Here is a 15,942-nt window from a genome sequence, read left to right on the forward strand (position 1 = left end):
GACTGAGGCGCAGCCCGCTCAGGCTTGGAAGGCGGCCTCGGACTCGGTGAAGAACTGCTTGACCGAGTTCGCGACCGTGGTCTTGCCCTGTCCGAGGTCACCGCCGATGCGCAGGAAGGCGGCCTCGACGGTGTCGGCACCGGAGGGGTGCGGCGTGATCGTGCCGAGGACGCCGGACTTGGCGGTGTCCTCCTCGTACTGCGCGATCTCCTGGCTCACCGCGTCGGTCGGCTTGAACGCCGCGTACTGCTCGGTGCTCGCCAGGATGCCCCGGTCGTAGCCCATGATCTTGCCGACCTCGGGGTCGTGGACCATGAAGTCGATGAACTGGGCGACTTCCTTGGGGTGCGCGGTACGGGCCGAGGCGCTCAGCATCAGCGACGCCAGGTACTGGCCGGTGTGCGTGCCGTCCACCGTGGGGATCGGGGCCAGGCCGTAGGTGCTGCTGCCCTCCGCCGAGTAGCGGACCGTGAAGTTGTCCCAGGTGAACTCCGAGCCGCCGTGGCCGGCGGAGAGCGAGGACTTGGGCTGGTCCTGGGAGACGACCTTCGGGTCGGTGACGATGCCGGCCTTCACGCGGTTGTAGCCGTCCTGCCACCACTCCGTCAGATCGGCCTGGTCGAAGCCGAGCCCGTCCTTGGTGAAGAACGCCTTGCCGTTCTGCCGGAGGTACAGGTCGTAGAGGTACATGATGGTGAAGTAGCCGGTGTCGCCGGGGATCCTGGTCTTGTCGTGGATGGTCTTCAGGGCCTTGAAGTACTCGTCCCAGGTCCAGCCCGCCCGCGGATCCACGCCCGCCCGCTGGAAGACCTTCTTGTCGACGACCAGCGCCATGGTGTTCGAGCCGACGGGCACACCGAGCTGCTTGCCGTCCACCTCGCCGACCTTGGTGACACCGGTGCGGAAGTGATCCAGGCTCAGATTGCCTGCCTGCACCTGGGACTTCAGGTCGAGAAGAATGCCTCTCTTGTCGTACTTCCGAAGAAATCCGACGGCATTCTGGAAAACGTCCGGCGGATTTCCGCCCGCGGCCTGCGTCTGAAACTTCTCCCAGAACGAGAGATACGTCTGGAAGTCGGTCTTGACCTTGATCTTCGGATACTTCTTCTCGAAGAGCGCGATGCTCTGATTGATCCTTTTCGCCCGCTCCTCGGCACCCCACCACGAGTAACGGATCGTCACCGTCCCGCCCCCGGAACCGCTGTCGCCGCCGCACCCCGTCGTAGCGGCCAGCCCGAGCGCGGCCGCCGATGCCCCGGCCGCCTTCAGGATCGTTCGCCTCTCCACATTCCCGCTGGTTCCCACAGTCGAACCCTCCCCGCGCGTCACCGCTGCGCACATGAATCGTTTCAAGTAAGCGCTTGCTGGCACAAGGTACGGAGGGCCCAGAGGCGCGTCAATGACTCGGACAGAATTTCTCGTCGCGGTCGCCGGGCGGCAGGGCGGCGGGGCCGAGGAGGGACCCGGGGGCGATTGGAAGGTTTGGGCCGCCCCGGAGCCGTCGCACCTGGGCGTTTGACTCCTGCGGCCGGCCCGAATCGCCCAATGGCCGAGCCGATGCCTCACAGCGCAGAGGGACGCGGCCGACGCCGAACGACCGACGGCCCGCCTGCAGTGATGCAGACGGGCCGTCGGTCCCGGGTGGGCGATACTGGGTTCGAACCAGTGACCTCTTCGGTGTGAACGAAGCGCTCTCCCACTGAGCTAATCGCCCGGGCGCAGGGAGAACATTACCCCATGTCAGGGGGTGCCTCCGACCAGCGCCGACCGGTGCGGATCACTGATGCTCGAGCTTCCAGGGCATCACGACGCCGAACTTCCAGAGGTAGATCCCGACGAGGACGGCCACGATCACCAGGCCGATCACCGTCAGCGCGATGTTGCGCCGCCGGACCTTCGGGTCCAGCGCCCGCTGGGCCGCCTCGGTGACCTTGCGCTTGGTCCAGCGGAGCACGAGCTGGGCCCAGACGAACTCGGTGGCCCAGATCGCCATACCGCCGAAGATCACCACCCAGCCGGGTCCCGGCAGCGGCAGCAGGACGATGCCCGCGACGACGACCGCCAGACCGACGACGAAGATGCCGACCTGCCAGCTCACGTGCAGGGCGCGCCGCGCCTTGATGAACTCCGGCGCCTTCGATCCGAGCCCGCCCTCGACGCGCACCCCGTCAGCCTCCGCCTCGCCGGACGCCACCGCGACGTCGCTCGGCTCGTTACTCCCCGTATCCATGCAGCCAAACCCTACCCGAGTGAAACAGGTCACCGGAATGGTCGTACCTCGCGTACTGGTTCTCGGCCGGAAGAGTTACGTAAAGACACGCAAAACACTCAGAGGGGTTTACAACGGCACCGTAGGTGGCATGTCGATTTCGCCGACGTGCGAATCCCCGAGCGCACACTGAGCGAAAGGCCCTGGCGCTTATGAACACCACGGTCAGCTGCGAGCTGCACCTGCGCCTCGTTGTGTCGAGCGAGTCCTCCTTGCCTGTCCCCGCAGGCCTGCGGTACGACACGGCCGACCCCTACGCCGTGCACGCCACCTTCCACACCGGAGCCGAGGAGACCGTCGAGTGGGTGTTCGCCCGCGACCTCCTCGCCGAGGGTCTGCACCGGCCCACAGGCACCGGCGACGTCCGCGTCTGGCCGTCCCGCAGCCATGGCCAGGGCGTCGTGTGCATCGCCCTGAGCTCCCCGGAGGGGGAAGCCCTGCTCGAGGCCCCTGCGCGGGCCCTGGAGTCCTTCCTGAAGCGGACGGATGCCGCCGTGCCTCCCGGCACGGAACACCGGCACTTCGATCTGGATCAGGAGCTCTCGCACATCCTGGCGGAAAGCTAGGTCGCGGCCCCTCGAAGCCGCCCGGCGCCGTCCACTCGGGGAGACGGCACGGGCCCAAGACAATCGCATACGGGATGCGCACCGGCGCCGTCACCGTGGGTTTCCGCGGGGGCGGCGTCGGTGTGCGCGGGCGTCCGGCGCCCGCGGTCACGGAGCGTGCCCCTGGGAACCCCTTCGGCCACCGGAACGTTCTACCGGCAGCCAGCCACTACCATCGGCCAGCATCGGCGGGCGCCCGCCCGACCCCCCAGGCCAGGGAGCGAAACGTGCTGATCACCCACGACACCCGGTGCGCCCTCGACACCGTGGTGGATCTGGTGAACACCGTGCCGGAGGACGACACGACCGCGGACGGACTGCCGGATGTCGCAGCCCTCGAAGTTTTCGTGCGAACGCACAAAATAAGTGATGTCGGGACCCTGTCCGAGTTCGATCTGTCGGCGGTGCGCAAGATCCGCGGACGGTTCGCGGGGATCTTCGCGGCCCCGGACGCCCGGTCCGCGGCCGTCCTGATCAACGAACTGGTCGCCGCCGCGGGCACGACGCCCCGGCTGACGGACCACGACGGCTACGACTGGCATGTGCACTACTTCGCCCCCGGCGCCTCCGTGGCCGACCACCTCGCGGCCGACTGCGGAATGGCACTGGCCTTCTTCGTGGTCGCCGGGGAGCAGGAGCGGCTCAGGCGCTGCGAGGCCCCCGACTGCCGGCGCGCCTTCGTCGATCTCTCCCGGAACCGCTCGCGGCGCTACTGCGACAGCCGCACCTGCGGAAACCGGCTGCATGTGGCCGCGTACCGGGCACGGCGCAAGGAAGCGGCGGGCTGACCGCCCGGTCCGCCCTTCTCGATGCGGGACACCTCGGTGCCGACGCCCGTCCCGGCGGGTGGCGCCGGGAGGAGCGTGTACGGCTCAAAGCCACAGCAGATCGTGCAGCGCGGCCATGAGGAGCAGACACCCGATCACCGCAAGGAAGATCATCAGCGGTGGCTGGGAAAGGGCGAAGAGGCATCCACGCGGCTCGTCCTTCGGCGGCGCGGCATCGCTCTGTGTCGTGTCCAGCATCTCGCGGCGATGATGACCCAGGGAGCACCCTCCGCGCGATCAACACGCCCGTTGGATGCGGGAGTTCGCCGAATTCTGTGATGTCCGGTCCGGTTCCGGTCCGACCATGATCACTTCCGGGCGCGGTCTCGACCCACTGTGTCGTTTCAGTGCGTCACGCGGCCGTCCTGTGCGGTACTTCCTGAACCGTCATATGCCGTGCTTCTTGAGGATGGCCTCGATGTCGCTGAAGTCGTCCGTGGCGCCGGTGGCGCGGGGCGCGGTCGTCGGCCGGGTCGCCGGGCCGAGAGAGGGCGCGGAGGCCGTCGGGGCCACCGCCGTCTCGCTCCGGGCGGCGCGCGCGGCCTTGCGCTCCGCACGGGTTCCCCCGCGCCGGCGTTCGACGGCGCGCGTGGTCGCGAGCAGGGCCCAGGCCCCGCCCAGCAGGCCGAAGCCGATCCAGGCCGTGGGGCTGAACGCGGTGTCGGCCAGCCAGCCGACGACACCGGTCATCACCAGGCCGACGGGAATGAGCGAATAGGCCGCGATACGGACGGCCGCCAGGAAGCGCTTGCGGTACGCGGTGACCGCAGCGATGCCCAGGCCGGCCGCGGACACGGCGGAACAGACGGTCTCGGCAATCATCCGGTCCTCCTGGCGGGCTCGGTCGGGCAGAGCGGAAGGGCAGAGTGCGCTTACGGAAGAGCGAGCTGCGCTTCGTCCCTTCCATCCTGCACCGCCCGGTACCCGCAATGCCATGGCCGGGCCCGACATCAGGGACATCTCCGGGTCGCATCCTCCCCAGGTGCCGGTCACCGCCGTACGGTCCCGATTCGGCCCCGGGAGGCTCGCCTGGGAGACTGGTGCCCATGAGTGACTCCTCCCCCGCACCCACCGGTACCCCCGTTCCCGTACTCGACGTGTGGTGCGAACTCCAGTGCCCGGACTGCCGCAGCGCGCTGGACGACCTCCACGCCCTGCGCGCCCGCTACGGCGACCGGCTGGAGCTGCGGCTGCGGCACTTCCCGCTGGAGAAGCACAAGCACGCCTTCGCCGCCGCGCAGGCCGCCGAGGAGGCTCTGGAGCAGGGGAAGGGCTGGGCGTACGTGGAGGCCGTGCTCGGCCGGGTCGAGGAACTGGACCGCAAGGGAGAACCCCTCCTGGTCGAGGTCGCCGGCGAACTCGGGCTGGACGCCGAGGAGTTCGACACCGCGCTGATCGACGGGCGGCACATCCTGATCGTCGACGCCGACCAGGCCGAGGGCAAGGCGATCGGTGTGACGGGCACCCCGACGTATGTCATCGGCGGCGAACGCCTCGACGGCGGCAAGAGCCAGGAGGGGCTGCGCGAGCGCATCGAGGAGATCGCCGACCGGCTGCTGGCCGGGGAGAGCTGACCTCGGAGCAAGCTCTTGTACGTCGAGACCTCAGAGCAGGTTCTTGTACATCGAGTACGACGTCGGCACGTATCCCAGTGACGCGTACAGCCGCTCGGCCGGTGTGTTGCCGGCGAAGACGTTGAGGCCCAGGACGCACTTTCCGGCGGCGATCGCCTGGGCCTCGGCCAGCAGCATCAGCGAGCGTCCGTGGCCCCGGCCGCGGGCGTGCTCGTCGGTCTCCACGTCGTAGACGTACGCCGTGTCCCCGGCGAGCGACAGCCACAGGGTCCCGACCCTGGCTCCCTCCCGCTCCAGCACGCTCACCAGCATGTTCTCGGTCGCGAGGCCCTGGGGCAGCAGCTGTGCGTGGTCGTGCTCCGACTTGGCCCGCGCCTCGGCCCCGGGTACGCCGCGGTCGATCCAGTCCTGCGCGTAGTCCGCGAGCTTGCGCACGAGCCAAGGCCCGTACTCGGCCTCGGTCATGGGTCTGCCCCGGCTGCCCGCGGGCAGTCCGGGCGGTGTGTCGCCGAGCGGCTTCTCCATGCCGCGGTTGCGGTGGACGTAGCCGAGCGCCGTGGCGAGCCGCAGCGCGCCCTCGGCGTCGGCGGGCACCGAGACCTCGATGCGCCTGCACCCCCAGCCGCGCGTCACCTCCTCGGCGGCGAGCGCGGCCACCGTGCCCCGGCCGCGTCCGCGGTCGGGCTCCTCGATGCGCAGCTCGTCGATCCGGGCGACGGAGGGCCCGAAGACCGGGTGCGTGGAGAGGTGCACCACACCGACGGGACGGCCGTTCACGCACACCTGGAAGTGGCGCGACAGCGCCCCGTCGGTGGCCCGCTGAAGCGGCTCGGTCGGCCGCAGGGTAGTGGTCATCACGGGTGTTCTACCCGTTCCCGGGGCCCGGAGCAGCCCAATATCCGGGGCCCCTGCCGGGAGCGTCGGGGAGTGTCCGGGCCGGTCAGGGGTCGAGGTCGTGCCCGGACCGCTCGTCGAAGATCCGCATCGCCTTGGCGGTCACCGGGCCCGGCGCGCCGGGCAGTTCGCGGGCGTCGACGCGGTGCACGGCCTGTACGTCCCGGAGGGTGGACGTGAGGAAGACCTCGTCGGCGCGTTCCAGGACGTCCAGCGGCAGGTCGGTCTCCTTGGCGCCGGTCCACTCGACGGTCAGGGCGCGGGTGATGCCGGGGAGGCAGCCGGAGGCGAGCGGCGGGGTGTGGATCTCGCCGTCGAGGACGACGAAGACGTTCGAGCCCGTGCCCTCGCAGAGCTGCCCGACCGTGTTGGCGAACAGCGCCTCGGAAGCGCCCTGTTGACTGGCCCGGGCGAGGGCGACGACGTTCTCGGCGTACGAGGTCGTCTTCAGGCCGGTCAGCGCGCCCCGCTCGTTGCGGGTCCAGGGGACGGTGATCACGGCGGTGGAGTCGGCGCGGCGGGTGGTCTCGCCGAGGGCGACCACCAGGGTCGGGCCGTGCTCGCCGCGGTCGGAGCCGAGGGGGCCGTGGCCGCCGGTGTAGGTGATCCGCAGCCGGCCCAGTGGCATCGGGTTGGTCTCCAGGACGGCGACGCAGGCGCGGCGCACCTCGTCGTGGTCCGGGTCGGGCAGCCCCAGCCCCCGGGCCGAGCGGGTCAGCCGGTCCAGGTGGCGGGTGAGCGCGAACAGCTTCCCGTCGGTCGCCTTCACCGTCTCGAAGATGCCGTCGCCCACGGTCAGCCCGTGGTCGAAGACGGAGACACGGGCGGATTCGATGTCCTGCAGCCCGCCGTCCAGCCAGATCTTCACCCAAGACCCCTTCCACTCTCCGTGTACGTGCCCGACGCTACCGCGAGCAGCCGGGACGCCTTCAGCTCGGTCTCCCGCCACTCCCCCTCGGGGTCGGATCCCCAGGTGATACCGGCGCCGGTGCCGAAGCGCAGCGTCGCCGCGCCCTGGGCGGACCGGTCGATCCAGAAGGTGCGGATGCCGACGGCCAGCTCGCCGGTGCCCCGGTCGGCGTCGACCCAGCCGATGCCGCCGCAGTACGGGCCGCGGGGCGCCGTCTCCAGGGCCTCGATGATCCGCAGGGCGCTCGACTTGGGCGCGCCGGTGACGGAGCCGGGCGGGAAGGCGGCGGCGAGCAGCCCGGGCCAGCCCGCGCCGTCACGCAGCTCGCCGCGGACCGTCGACACGAGGTGGACCAGGCCGGGGTGCTTCTCCACGGCGCACAGGTCGGGGACGGTCACGCTGCCGGTGGCACAGACCCGCCCGATGTCGTTGCGGACCAGGTCCACGATCATCACGTTCTCGGCGTAGTCCTTCTCCAGGAGGTCCGCCTCGGTGCGCCCGGTGCCCTTGATCGGCCCGGACTCGACGATCAGTCCGGCACGGCGCAGAAAGAGCTCGGGCGAGGCCGTGGCGATCTCCACCCCGTCCCCGGGCAGCCGAATCGTTCCCGCGTACGGCGCCGGGTTGCCGCGGGCCAGCAGTGCGGTCAGGGCGTCCACGTCGGCGTCGGGGGCGACCGGCGCGGAGAGCACCCGGCAGAGGTTGGCCTGGTAGACCTCGCCGGCCACGATGTGCTCGCGTATCCGGTGCACGGCCGCGATGTACGCCGCACGGTCGAGGGACGACGTCCAGTCGCCGGCCGCCGGGCCCCGCCACCGGCCCGGCACCGGGGCGGGCACCGGCTCGTCCCGTACGTCCGCGAAGCGGGCGCAGGTCAGCCGCCCCTCGAAGTCCGCGCAGACCGCCCAGAAACCGGAGGAGTCCAGGGCCGCGGGATCACTGGTGACATCGAGCAGGCCGGTGGCGACACGGTCGCCGAAGCGGGCAAGAGGAGCAAGGTCGAGCACGGAGTCGAGTCTATGGCGGGTGTGGTCAGGGTGGCCCGGGCATGTCCCGCCGGTGCCCTGACCGCGTCCTTCGGCGGGTGCAGCGCAGCACGCTGCGCAAACGCGTTTTTGTGCTGGCCCGGGAATCCGCTAGAGTTCAACACGTCGCCGGGACGCGGAAGCGGACCGAAACGACAGGCGGACGTAGCTCAGTTGGTAGAGCGCAACCTTGCCAAGGTTGAGGTCGCGAGTTCGAGCCTCGTCGTCCGCTCGAAGGAACAGGGGTATTCCCGATCCCCTACACTCCTGGTGGAGTGGCCGAGAGGCGAGGCAACGGCCTGCAAAGCCGTCTACACGGGTTCAAATCCCGTCTCCACCTCCAAGGACGATTAGCTCAGCGGGAGAGCGCTTCCCTGACACGGAAGAGGTCACTGGTTCAATCCCAGTATCGTCCACTGGTCCGCAAGGACCTTGATCCGCGAGGATCCCCGCGCGATTAGCTCAGCGGGAGAGCGCTTCCCTGACACGGAAGAGGTCACTGGTTCAATCCCAGTATCGCGCACGCAGTACTCCCGGACGATTAGCTCAGCGGGAGAGCGCTTCCCTGACACGGAAGAGGTCACTGGTTCAATCCCAGTATCGTCCACACACCGGAGCCCCCGGCCGTCTCGTACGGCCGGGGGCTCCGTCGTGCGCGGCTCAGCTGGAGAACAGCATGTGACCGAAGCTCTTGTGGCGGTGGTGGCCACCGTGACCGCCGTAGTGGCCGCCGTGCCCACCGTGCGGGGCGCCCCAGGCGGGGGCGGCCGGAGCGGCCGGGTACGCCTGCGGGGCGGCCGGAGGCGGCGGGGCGGGCTGGGACCACTGGGACTCCAGGCGGGTCAGCGCCTCCAGCTCGCCGTAGTCGAGAAAGATGCCGCGGCAGCCGCTGCACTGCTCGATCTGGACGCCATTGCGGTTGTAGGTGTGCATCGGCGCATGGCACTTCGGACACTGCATGGTCGGCTCAACTCCTCGCCGGTAGGTCCTGCTTCGTGTTTCCCCAGGACAGACTCAGTCCGGCCCCGGTCGGTTGCACCCTACTTCGGGAATCCGTGCAACAACTCGGGCGGTACGGAACCCATTCGGTCACAGGCGTCGACCAGGGACTGCTCCACCTCGTCCAGGGGGCGGCCGGCCGCGAGCGCTTTCGTGACAAACAGGGCGGCGGTCTGTGCGGTGAGGGCACGAGCCGGGACGTCCAAGGCCGGCCAGGGGTCGCCGTCGGCGGGTACGGCCGGGCCGCCGGCCGCACGGTAGGCGGTCAGGAAGCGGGTCCACTCGTCGGGCGGGAGGAGTCCGCAGGCGTACCAGGCGGCGGGTCGTGCGAGATCCCAGGCCGGGACGCCCACACCGAGGTCGTCGACGTCGATGAGCCGCCAGGGACCGCCCGGGGACGGGTGCCGGACCAGCTGGCCGAGGTGCAGATCGCCATGGCACAGGGCCGGGGCGCCGGGCATGGGGGCCTCGGCGCGGGCCCAGGCCGGGAGCGCCGCCCAGGCTCGCAGTATCGGGGGTGCGGCGGGGTGGGGGGCCGGTGCCGCGGCGAGGGCCGCCCGGAGACGACCGATCGCCCGGGCGGCCTTGGCGGGGCCGCGCATGGGAGGCAGGGGCAGGGCGGACGTGGCGGTGGAGGTGGCAGGGAGGGGGGCCGCAAGGGGGCGCCGAGGGGCAGGGACGGCGGGGGGCTCGGTGGGGAGGTCGCACCGGGGGCCGGAAGTTTCCGTAGCGGAAGCTCGGTCAGCGGGGGCACGGTCCGTGGCCGGGATGCGATGGAGGCGGGCGAGCAGGGTGGCCGCGGCCTCCCAGGGGGCCGCGTCCGGGTCGTCCGGGTCCACGGGGGTGCCGTACGGCCAGAAGGTCACGAAGCGGTCGTTCAGGGCGGCGGGGGCCGGGGTCAGCGGGGCAAGGAGGATCTCCGGGTGGCGGACGGCCGCGGTGAGACGCAGGGCCAGCTCGGCGGGGTCGGTGCGCGGGGCATGGGCCTTCGCGACGGTGTCGGCATGGCGGACGACGGTGGCGTCGGGGCGGTCGGCGAGGGTGACGGTCGCACCGCAGGCGCAGGAGGCTTCGCCGGGGTGGGCCGCGGCTGTGGCCTTCGCGGTCAGCTGCGGCAGTACGTCTGCGGTCACGGGGTTCCCTGAGTGCGTACGGCTGTGTCCGGCGAGCGTACGCGGCTGTGGAGCGCCGTGCCGTGCCCGAGCCGGCGTCGGCCCCTGCGCAGGAGCTCGACGCCGGCCCGGCGCACAAAAGCAATGCCGGCGCAGCTCCCCAGCTGCGCCGGCATTTGTGCCGTCCGCCGCACCCCCGTCCCCACGGGGTTTCATGGGTGGATGTCCCCGCCCGGACCGCTCTTCCGGGCCTGGGGTCGCCGCTCAGCGCCCCAGCATCACGCCCACGGACGACGCTTGTGTGGCCACTGTCTCCCAGCCGTCGAAGACGAGGAGGAGCAGGGCCGCCAGGGGAAGGGCCATGATCGTCGCCACCAGGGGGTGGCGGCGGCCCGTGCGGCGGGGCGCTGTGCGCCCCTGCGTGCGCATCAGTGTCCGCGGTGCCGTCAGGGCCATGGTCCCTCTCCTGACCGTCTCGGTTGTCGTTGGCAGCGGCGGGTGTCTGACCTCGGGGGACGAGTGCTGCACCCGCCGCTTGACCTCAAATCTAGGCTCGTGGCGCCCACCGGGCGTCATGCCGTCGTACCGAATCGCGGGCCTCCCGGAGGATGAGCCATCACCTGCGGAGTACTCCCCTGGGTGGAGACGAGGTCCTAGGTCTAGGGGTCTTCCCTGAGGGGTCGCCCGGTGTGTCCGGGCTTTTCCGAGCTGTCCTCGCGGGGCACCGGCTGCTCCACGAGGGCCAGGACCCGGTTCGCCATGAAACGGGCCGTACGGACGACGGAGCCTCCCCCACTGTCTGAAGGGCGTGAGGGGACCCCCAGCGTGACTTCGCTCACTTCCACAACGCCTCGGCGCACCGCTGTCTCCACCCTGCGGCCCGCTCTGCTCGCCACCACCTCGTATGTGCGCGTCGCGTCGCCGCCATCCACGACCATCTCCCCGCGGTCACCCTTCACGGGTTCAATCCCCCTTCTGTGACAGGCGGTTGAGGTCACAGCACGGTCAAGGCCGCCCGGATCGGCGGCTTCCTGACCAACCCTCAAGTCTCCCACCCGGCACTGACAATCCTTCGGGCCGAGAGGGCGCGGCCTCTGCGCGCGGGCGGCCGCGGAAACGTAAGCTGTGGCACGTCACACGGACCGGGCAGCGGGGATGAACATGGCGATGATGCGCCTGAGGCGCGAGGACCCGCGCGTCGTCGGCTCGTTCAGGCTTCACAGACGGCTGGGCGCGGGCGGGATGGGCGTTGTCTACCTGGGCTCCGACAAGAAGGGGCAGCGGGTCGCCCTGAAGGTCATCCGGCCCGATCTGGCCGAGGATCAGGAGTTCCGGTCGCGCTTCGCCCGTGAGGTCTCGGCGGCACGGCGGATCCGGGGCGGGTGTACGGCGCGGCTCGTCGCGGCGGATCTCGACGCGGAGCGGCCGTGGTTCGCCACGCAGTACGTGCCCGGCCCCTCTCTGCACGACAAGGTCGCCGACGAGGGTGCGCTCGGGGCGGCGGAGGCGGCCGCGATCGGTGCCGCCCTGTCCGAGGGGCTCGTCGCGGTGCACGAGGCCGGGGTCGTGCACCGGGATCTGAAGCCGTCCAACATCCTGCTGTCCCCGAAGGGACCGCGGATCATCGACTTCGGCATCGCCTGGGCGACGGGGGCCTCGACGCTCACGCACGTCGGCACGGCGGTCGGCTCCCCCGGGTTCCTGGCGCCCGAGCAGGTGCGCGGTGCCGCGGTCACGCCCGCCACGGACGTGTTCTCGCTGGGCGCGACCCTGGCGTACGCCTCGACCGGTGACTCCCCCTTCGGGCACGGCAGTTCCGAGGTGATGCTGTACCGCGTGGTGCACGAGGAACCGCACCTGCACGGCGTACCGGACGCGCTCGCCCCACTGGTACGGGCATGTCTGGCGAAGGACCCCGAGGAGCGGCCCAGCACGCTCCAACTCTCCCTCAGGCTCAAGGAGATCGCGGCCCGCGAGGCCCAGGGCCTGTCCGACGTACGGCCGCCCACGCCGCGGCCCGGCGAGACCGACCGGCCCACCGGTCGGCTCACCGGCACCCACCCCGAGCAGCAGCGCACACTGCGCCGTACACAGCCGTCCCCGAGCTCGACCCCTGCCCCGCGCGGCGGCACTCCCGCACGGGGCGGCAGCGCCTCGCGCGGCGGCGGCGCCCCGTCGCGGGGCGGATCACGGCCGACCCCGGCGGCCCGCAATACGACACGGTCCGGCAGCGGCAGCCGTCCCGCGCCCCGCAGCGGCACCGGCCGCCCGGGGCCGCGCGCCACGGGGACCGGGCGTCGGCCGGCCAATCCACGGCTGCTGCGGCAGCGGCTGTTCGTGTTCGTCGTGGTGACCCTGCTGGTCGCCCTCGGCATCGCGACGGCCCAGGGCTGTCAGGGGCCGTCGCGGGGACTCGGCGGCGTGGGAGGAACGGTGTCGCGGGGGCACGCACACGTATATGCGCCACCGCCGGATGTCAGGGCGGCCTGAGGAGGCTGTGCGCCCTGGGTCTGCGGCGCGCTCCACCGGGCCAGGGCCGACACCTGTTCAGCTGTGCGGAGGGGGATGCGGGCATCCACGACGCCTGGGCCCCGACTCGGAGCTCGGCCGGGCGGTCGACACGCGCCTGCGCGTCTTCCGCCAGGTGTCCGCCGAACCGTCGTCGCGCCAGGGTGACGTACGGCGGCGGCCCGCCCGGCTCCGGCCCATGCCGGACGGTTGCGCCACATCCTCGCCTCGGCCGGCGCCCGGACCTGTCCCGGCCCACCCGCGGCCGGACGTCGGCCATGCTCCGCGCGGCAAGCGCGAACTCAGGGAAGCGGCGCGCCGGAACAGTGGCAGGGCGGCGAACCGCCCACTCGATCCGGCCCGCGCCGGGCGGATCCGTCGCGTCCGCTCCTCGGCCGGCGCCCGCAACCTGCCCCTGAGGCTCGACGACCACGGGGAGAACCGGATCGTCGCCGACACCCGGCACGCGGTCCGCGACACTCGTCCGACGGGACCCGAGGCGGGACGTGACCCGTCACCGGCCGACCGCGTCCTGGAGGCGGCCGTGCGCAGTGCGGGCAGGCCCGCAACTCAGGGGGCAGCGCCCCGGAGTTGCGGCAGGATCCGCTCGAAGAACTCGCGGTCGCCGTCGAAGACGGGGTCCAGGTGCAGGAACTCCTGCGCTGTCACCCAGCGGACGTCGGCGACCTCGCCGGGGTCGGGGACCGGGTCGGCGGTGCCGGGGTCCGCGGTCCACCAGTGGAGGCGGAAGGTGCCGTCGTCGGTCACCGACTCCCAGACCTTCTCCCCCGCGGTCACCACGAGGCCGACCTCCTCGCGGACCTCGCGCACGAGGGCCTCCGCCTGTGTCTCGCCCGGTTCGAGCCTGCCGCTGAGGGGCGCCCAGTAGCCGGAGCGCTCGGCGGCCGGACCGCGGCGGATGACCAGCACCCGGTCGCCGCGCGGGAGGACCGCGACGATTGCGTCACGCATGACACCCCCTAGGCCACGGGGCGGCCGGTCGCCACCGCGTAGAAGGCGACCGCGGCGGCCGCGCCCACGTTGAGGGAGTCGACGCCGTGGGACATCGGGATGCGTACCCATTCGTCGGCGGCGACCAGCGCCTGCGTGGACAGGCCGTCGCCCTCCGCGCCGAGCATCAGCGCCACCCGGTCCATCCGGTGCGGGGCGGCTTCGTCGAGGCTCTTCGCCTTCTCGTCCGGGGTGAGTGCGAGCAGCGAGAAGCCGGCCTCGCGGACCGACTCCAGGCTCTTGGGCCAGGAGTCCAGGCGGGCGTAGGGCACGGAGAAGACCGCGCCCATGGAGACCTTGACGCTGCGGCGGTAGAGCGGGTCCGCGCAGTCCGGCGAGAGCAGGACCGCGTCCATGCCGAGGGCGGCCGCCGAGCGGAAGATCGCGCCGATGTTGGTGTGGTCGTTGACGGACTCCATGACGACCACCCGGCGGGCGGAGCGCAGCAGTTCGGCCGCCGTCGGCAGCGGCTTGCGCTGCATGGAGGCGAGGGCGCCGCGGTGCACGTGGTAGCCGGTGACCTTCTCGGCGAGCTCCGGGCTGACCGCGTACACGGGCGCCGGGAGCTCGTCGATGACGTCGCGCATGACGTCGACCCACTTGGCGGAGAGCAGCATGGAGCGCATCTCGTAACCGGCGTCCTTGGCGCGGCGGATGACCTTCTCGCCCTCGGCGATGAACAGGCCCTCGGCCGGTTCTCGCTTGCGGCGCAGCTCGACGTCGGTCAGGCCCGTGTAGTCGCGCAGGCGCGGGTCGTCGGGATCCTCAACGGTGATGAGATCGGCCACAGGGTGATACTGCCTTGTCCTGGGTGTGGTGCCAACGGCTCTGACGGGACAGGTTACCCGCGGTTACGCGGTCGGTGCCGGGCCGGGCCGCGGGCCCACGCCGACGACCGCGCCGACGACGATGACCGCCGGCGGCTTCACGTCCTCGGCGTGTACGGTCTCGGCGACGGTCGCCAGGGTGGCGTCGACACGGCGCTGGGCTGCGGTCGTACCCTCCTGGACCAGGGCGACCGGGGTGTCGGGGGACTTGCCGTGGGCGACCAGTGTCTCGGCGATCTTCCCGATCTTGTCGACGCCCATCAGGATCACCAGGGTGCCGGTCAGCTTGGCGAGCGACGGCCAGTCGACCAGGGAGCGTTCGTCGTCGGGCGCGACATGACCGCTGACCACGGTGAACTCATGGGCGACGCCCCGGTGGGTGACGGGGATGCCGGCCGCGCCGGGCACGGAGATCGAGCTGGAGATGCCCGGGACGACCGTGCACGGGATACCGGCCTCCGCGAGCGCCTGCACCTCCTCCATGCCCCGGCCGAAGACGAAGGGGTCGCCGCCCTTGAGGCGTACGACGGACTTGCCCTGCCGTGCGTGCTCGATGAGCGCGTTGTTGATGGCCTCCTGGGCCATGTAGCGGCCGTAGGGGATCTTCGCCGCGTCGATCACCTCGACGTGCGGCGGGAGTTCGGCGAGCAGGTCGCGCGGGCCGAGGCGGTCGGCGATGACGACGTCGGCCTCGGCGAGGAGACGGCGGCCGCGGACCGTGATGAGGTCGGGGTCGCCGGGGCCGCCGCCGACCAGCGACACTCCGGGCGTCCTGGTGCGGTGGTGCGGGGCGACGAGGGTGCCGTCGCGCAGGCCCTCCACGACCGCGTCACGGATGGCCGCGGTGTGGCGCGGGTCGCGACCGCGCGCGTCCGTGGTGAGCACGGCGACCGTGACGCCCTCGCTGTGGCCGGTCGCCGGGGTCCAGGCGGTGGCCGCGTCGGCGTCGTCGGAGCGGACGCACCAGACACGGTGGCGCTCCGCCTCGGCGGAGGCGGCGGTGTTGGCGTCGGCGTCGCTGGTGGCGATCAGGGCGTACCAGGCGTCGGCCAGGTCCCCGTCCGCGTACGGGCGCCGCTCCCAGGTGATCTCGCCCGCGTCCGCCATGGCCTCCACGGAGGGGGTCGCCCCGGGGGACACGAGGACGATGTCCGCGCCCGCCGCAATCAGTGCGGGCAGGCGGCGCTGGGCGACCTGGCCACCGCCGAGGACGACCACTCGGCGGCCAAAGAGGCGGAGGCCTACGGGGTAGGCGGGGTGTTCGGCCATGAGGGGCGGCTCCTCGTACAGGCAGCGGTGCGGTGGGCGCGCTGCGACTTCGGAGCGGCCCTGACGTGCGGATTTTAAGGTGCGGATGGGACACGCGGCTCGGTGGTCCGAT

General features: G+C 71.6%; 18 protein-coding genes and 6 tRNA genes. 9 read left to right on the forward strand and 15 right to left on the reverse strand.

What is annotated here, in order from left to right:
- Positions 1–18 precede the first annotated feature (18 nt).
- From ACZ4EG_RS21505 to ACZ4EG_RS21515, 3 genes are all read right to left on the reverse strand, one after another.
- Complete coding sequence (locus tag ACZ4EG_RS21505; protein ID WP_467791712.1) at positions 19–1,305, reverse strand: ABC transporter substrate-binding protein; 1,287 nt, start codon at positions 1,303–1,305, stop codon at positions 19–21.
- A gap of 337 nt (positions 1,306–1,642) precedes the next feature.
- Positions 1,643–1,714, reverse strand: a tRNA-Val gene (locus tag ACZ4EG_RS21510).
- A 63-nt stretch (positions 1,715–1,777) separates the two neighbouring features.
- Positions 1,778–2,230, reverse strand: coding sequence for a TIGR02611 family protein (locus ACZ4EG_RS21515; protein WP_453549527.1), 453 nt, complete (start codon positions 2,228–2,230; stop codon positions 1,778–1,780).
- A 191-nt stretch (positions 2,231–2,421) separates the two neighbouring features.
- Between ACZ4EG_RS21515 and ACZ4EG_RS21520 the strand changes: the two genes are divergently transcribed.
- Together ACZ4EG_RS21520 and ACZ4EG_RS21525 are read left to right on the forward strand one after the other, a co-directional pair.
- Complete coding sequence (locus ACZ4EG_RS21520; RefSeq protein WP_004002642.1) at positions 2,422–2,835, forward strand: SsgA family sporulation/cell division regulator; 414 nt, start codon at positions 2,422–2,424, stop codon at positions 2,833–2,835.
- A 266-nt stretch (positions 2,836–3,101) separates the two neighbouring features.
- Positions 3,102–3,662 (forward strand): CGNR zinc finger domain-containing protein, encoded by a 561-nt coding sequence (locus tag ACZ4EG_RS21525; protein ID WP_453549530.1) that lies wholly within the window; start codon positions 3,102–3,104, stop codon positions 3,660–3,662.
- Between the two features lie 84 nt (positions 3,663–3,746).
- Here the strand turns inward: ACZ4EG_RS21525 and ACZ4EG_RS21530 are convergent, their stop codons facing one another.
- Together ACZ4EG_RS21530 and ACZ4EG_RS21535 are read right to left on the reverse strand one after the other, a co-directional pair.
- Positions 3,747–3,899, reverse strand: coding sequence for a hypothetical protein (locus ACZ4EG_RS21530; protein WP_263206696.1), 153 nt, complete (start codon positions 3,897–3,899; stop codon positions 3,747–3,749).
- 189 nt (positions 3,900–4,088) lie between these two features.
- Entirely contained in the window at positions 4,089–4,523 is a 435-nt protein-coding gene (locus ACZ4EG_RS21535; RefSeq protein ID WP_453549532.1) for a hypothetical protein, read from the reverse strand.
- A 224-nt stretch (positions 4,524–4,747) separates the two neighbouring features.
- Here ACZ4EG_RS21535 and ACZ4EG_RS21540 point away from each other — a divergent pair, with 224 nt between their 5' ends.
- Positions 4,748–5,275: a DsbA family protein gene (locus ACZ4EG_RS21540; protein ID WP_390710887.1), complete on the forward strand. Its 528-nt coding sequence runs from the start codon at positions 4,748–4,750 to the stop codon at positions 5,273–5,275.
- A gap of 30 nt (positions 5,276–5,305) precedes the next feature.
- Here the strand turns inward: ACZ4EG_RS21540 and ACZ4EG_RS21545 are convergent, their stop codons facing one another.
- The 3 genes from ACZ4EG_RS21545 to ACZ4EG_RS21555 all read right to left on the reverse strand — a co-directional run bounded on the left by ACZ4EG_RS21545 (position 5,306) and on the right by ACZ4EG_RS21555 (position 8,086).
- The gene (locus ACZ4EG_RS21545; protein WP_467791713.1) at positions 5,306–6,130 is read right to left on the reverse strand and encodes a GNAT family N-acetyltransferase; all 825 of its coding nucleotides are present in this window, start codon (positions 6,128–6,130) and stop codon (positions 5,306–5,308) included.
- A gap of 85 nt (positions 6,131–6,215) precedes the next feature.
- Positions 6,216–7,037: an aminotransferase class IV gene (locus ACZ4EG_RS21550; protein WP_467791714.1), complete on the reverse strand. Its 822-nt coding sequence runs from the start codon at positions 7,035–7,037 to the stop codon at positions 6,216–6,218.
- A complete protein-coding gene (locus ACZ4EG_RS21555) occupies positions 7,034–8,086 on the reverse strand; it encodes a chorismate-binding protein (RefSeq protein ID WP_467791715.1) in 1,053 nt (350 codons plus the stop codon). Before ACZ4EG_RS21555 ends, ACZ4EG_RS21550 begins: the two co-directional genes overlap by 4 nt.
- Positions 8,087–8,263: 177 nt before the next feature.
- Here ACZ4EG_RS21555 and ACZ4EG_RS21560 point away from each other — a divergent pair.
- From ACZ4EG_RS21560 to ACZ4EG_RS21580, 5 genes are all read left to right on the forward strand, one after another.
- Positions 8,264–8,336 (forward strand) — tRNA-Gly (locus ACZ4EG_RS21560).
- Between the two features lie 37 nt (positions 8,337–8,373).
- Positions 8,374–8,447: transfer RNA gene (locus tag ACZ4EG_RS21565), tRNA-Cys, on the forward strand.
- Position 8,448: 1 nt separating this feature from the next.
- Positions 8,449–8,520, forward strand: a tRNA-Val gene (locus ACZ4EG_RS21570).
- Between the two features lie 35 nt (positions 8,521–8,555).
- A tRNA-Val gene (locus tag ACZ4EG_RS21575) sits at positions 8,556–8,627 on the forward strand.
- A 12-nt stretch (positions 8,628–8,639) separates the two neighbouring features.
- Positions 8,640–8,711 (forward strand) — tRNA-Val (locus ACZ4EG_RS21580).
- A 53-nt stretch (positions 8,712–8,764) separates the two neighbouring features.
- On the opposite strand, the gene ACZ4EG_RS21585 is transcribed toward ACZ4EG_RS21580, so the two are convergent.
- From ACZ4EG_RS21585 to ACZ4EG_RS21600, 4 genes are all read right to left on the reverse strand, one after another.
- Positions 8,765–9,064: a TFIIB-type zinc ribbon-containing protein gene (locus ACZ4EG_RS21585; RefSeq protein WP_467791716.1), complete on the reverse strand. Its 300-nt coding sequence runs from the start codon at positions 9,062–9,064 to the stop codon at positions 8,765–8,767.
- Positions 9,065–9,144: 80 nt separating this feature from the next.
- Positions 9,145–10,236 (reverse strand): phosphotransferase, encoded by a 1,092-nt coding sequence (locus ACZ4EG_RS21590; protein WP_467791717.1) that lies wholly within the window; start codon positions 10,234–10,236, stop codon positions 9,145–9,147.
- 243 nt (positions 10,237–10,479) lie between these two features.
- Entirely contained in the window at positions 10,480–10,671 is a 192-nt protein-coding gene (locus ACZ4EG_RS21595) for a hypothetical protein (protein ID WP_467791718.1), read from the reverse strand.
- 203 nt (positions 10,672–10,874) lie between these two features.
- Positions 10,875–11,174: a hypothetical protein gene (locus ACZ4EG_RS21600; RefSeq protein WP_467791875.1), complete on the reverse strand. Its 300-nt coding sequence runs from the start codon at positions 11,172–11,174 to the stop codon at positions 10,875–10,877.
- A 196-nt stretch (positions 11,175–11,370) separates the two neighbouring features.
- Here ACZ4EG_RS21600 and ACZ4EG_RS21605 point away from each other — a divergent pair, with 196 nt between their 5' ends.
- Entirely contained in the window at positions 11,371–12,705 is a 1,335-nt protein-coding gene (locus tag ACZ4EG_RS21605) for a protein kinase domain-containing protein (RefSeq protein ID WP_467791876.1), read from the forward strand.
- A 588-nt stretch (positions 12,706–13,293) separates the two neighbouring features.
- On the opposite strand, the gene ACZ4EG_RS21610 is transcribed toward ACZ4EG_RS21605, so the two are convergent.
- From ACZ4EG_RS21610 to cobA, 3 genes are all read right to left on the reverse strand, one after another.
- Entirely contained in the window at positions 13,294–13,695 is a 402-nt protein-coding gene (locus ACZ4EG_RS21610; protein WP_453549547.1) for an NUDIX domain-containing protein, read from the reverse strand.
- 8 nt (positions 13,696–13,703) lie between these two features.
- A complete protein-coding gene (locus tag ACZ4EG_RS21615) occupies positions 13,704–14,522 on the reverse strand; it encodes a TrmH family RNA methyltransferase (RefSeq protein ID WP_390710893.1) in 819 nt (272 codons plus the stop codon).
- A 63-nt stretch (positions 14,523–14,585) separates the two neighbouring features.
- Positions 14,586–15,830 carry a uroporphyrinogen-III C-methyltransferase gene (gene cobA, locus ACZ4EG_RS21620; protein WP_453549550.1) on the reverse strand — a complete coding sequence of 415 codons (1,245 nt, stop codon included), beginning with the start codon at positions 15,828–15,830 and terminating at the stop codon, positions 14,586–14,588.
- Positions 15,831–15,942: the final 112 nt, after the last annotated feature.

This window comes from Streptomyces sp. NPDC025638 (assembly GCF_055558775.1).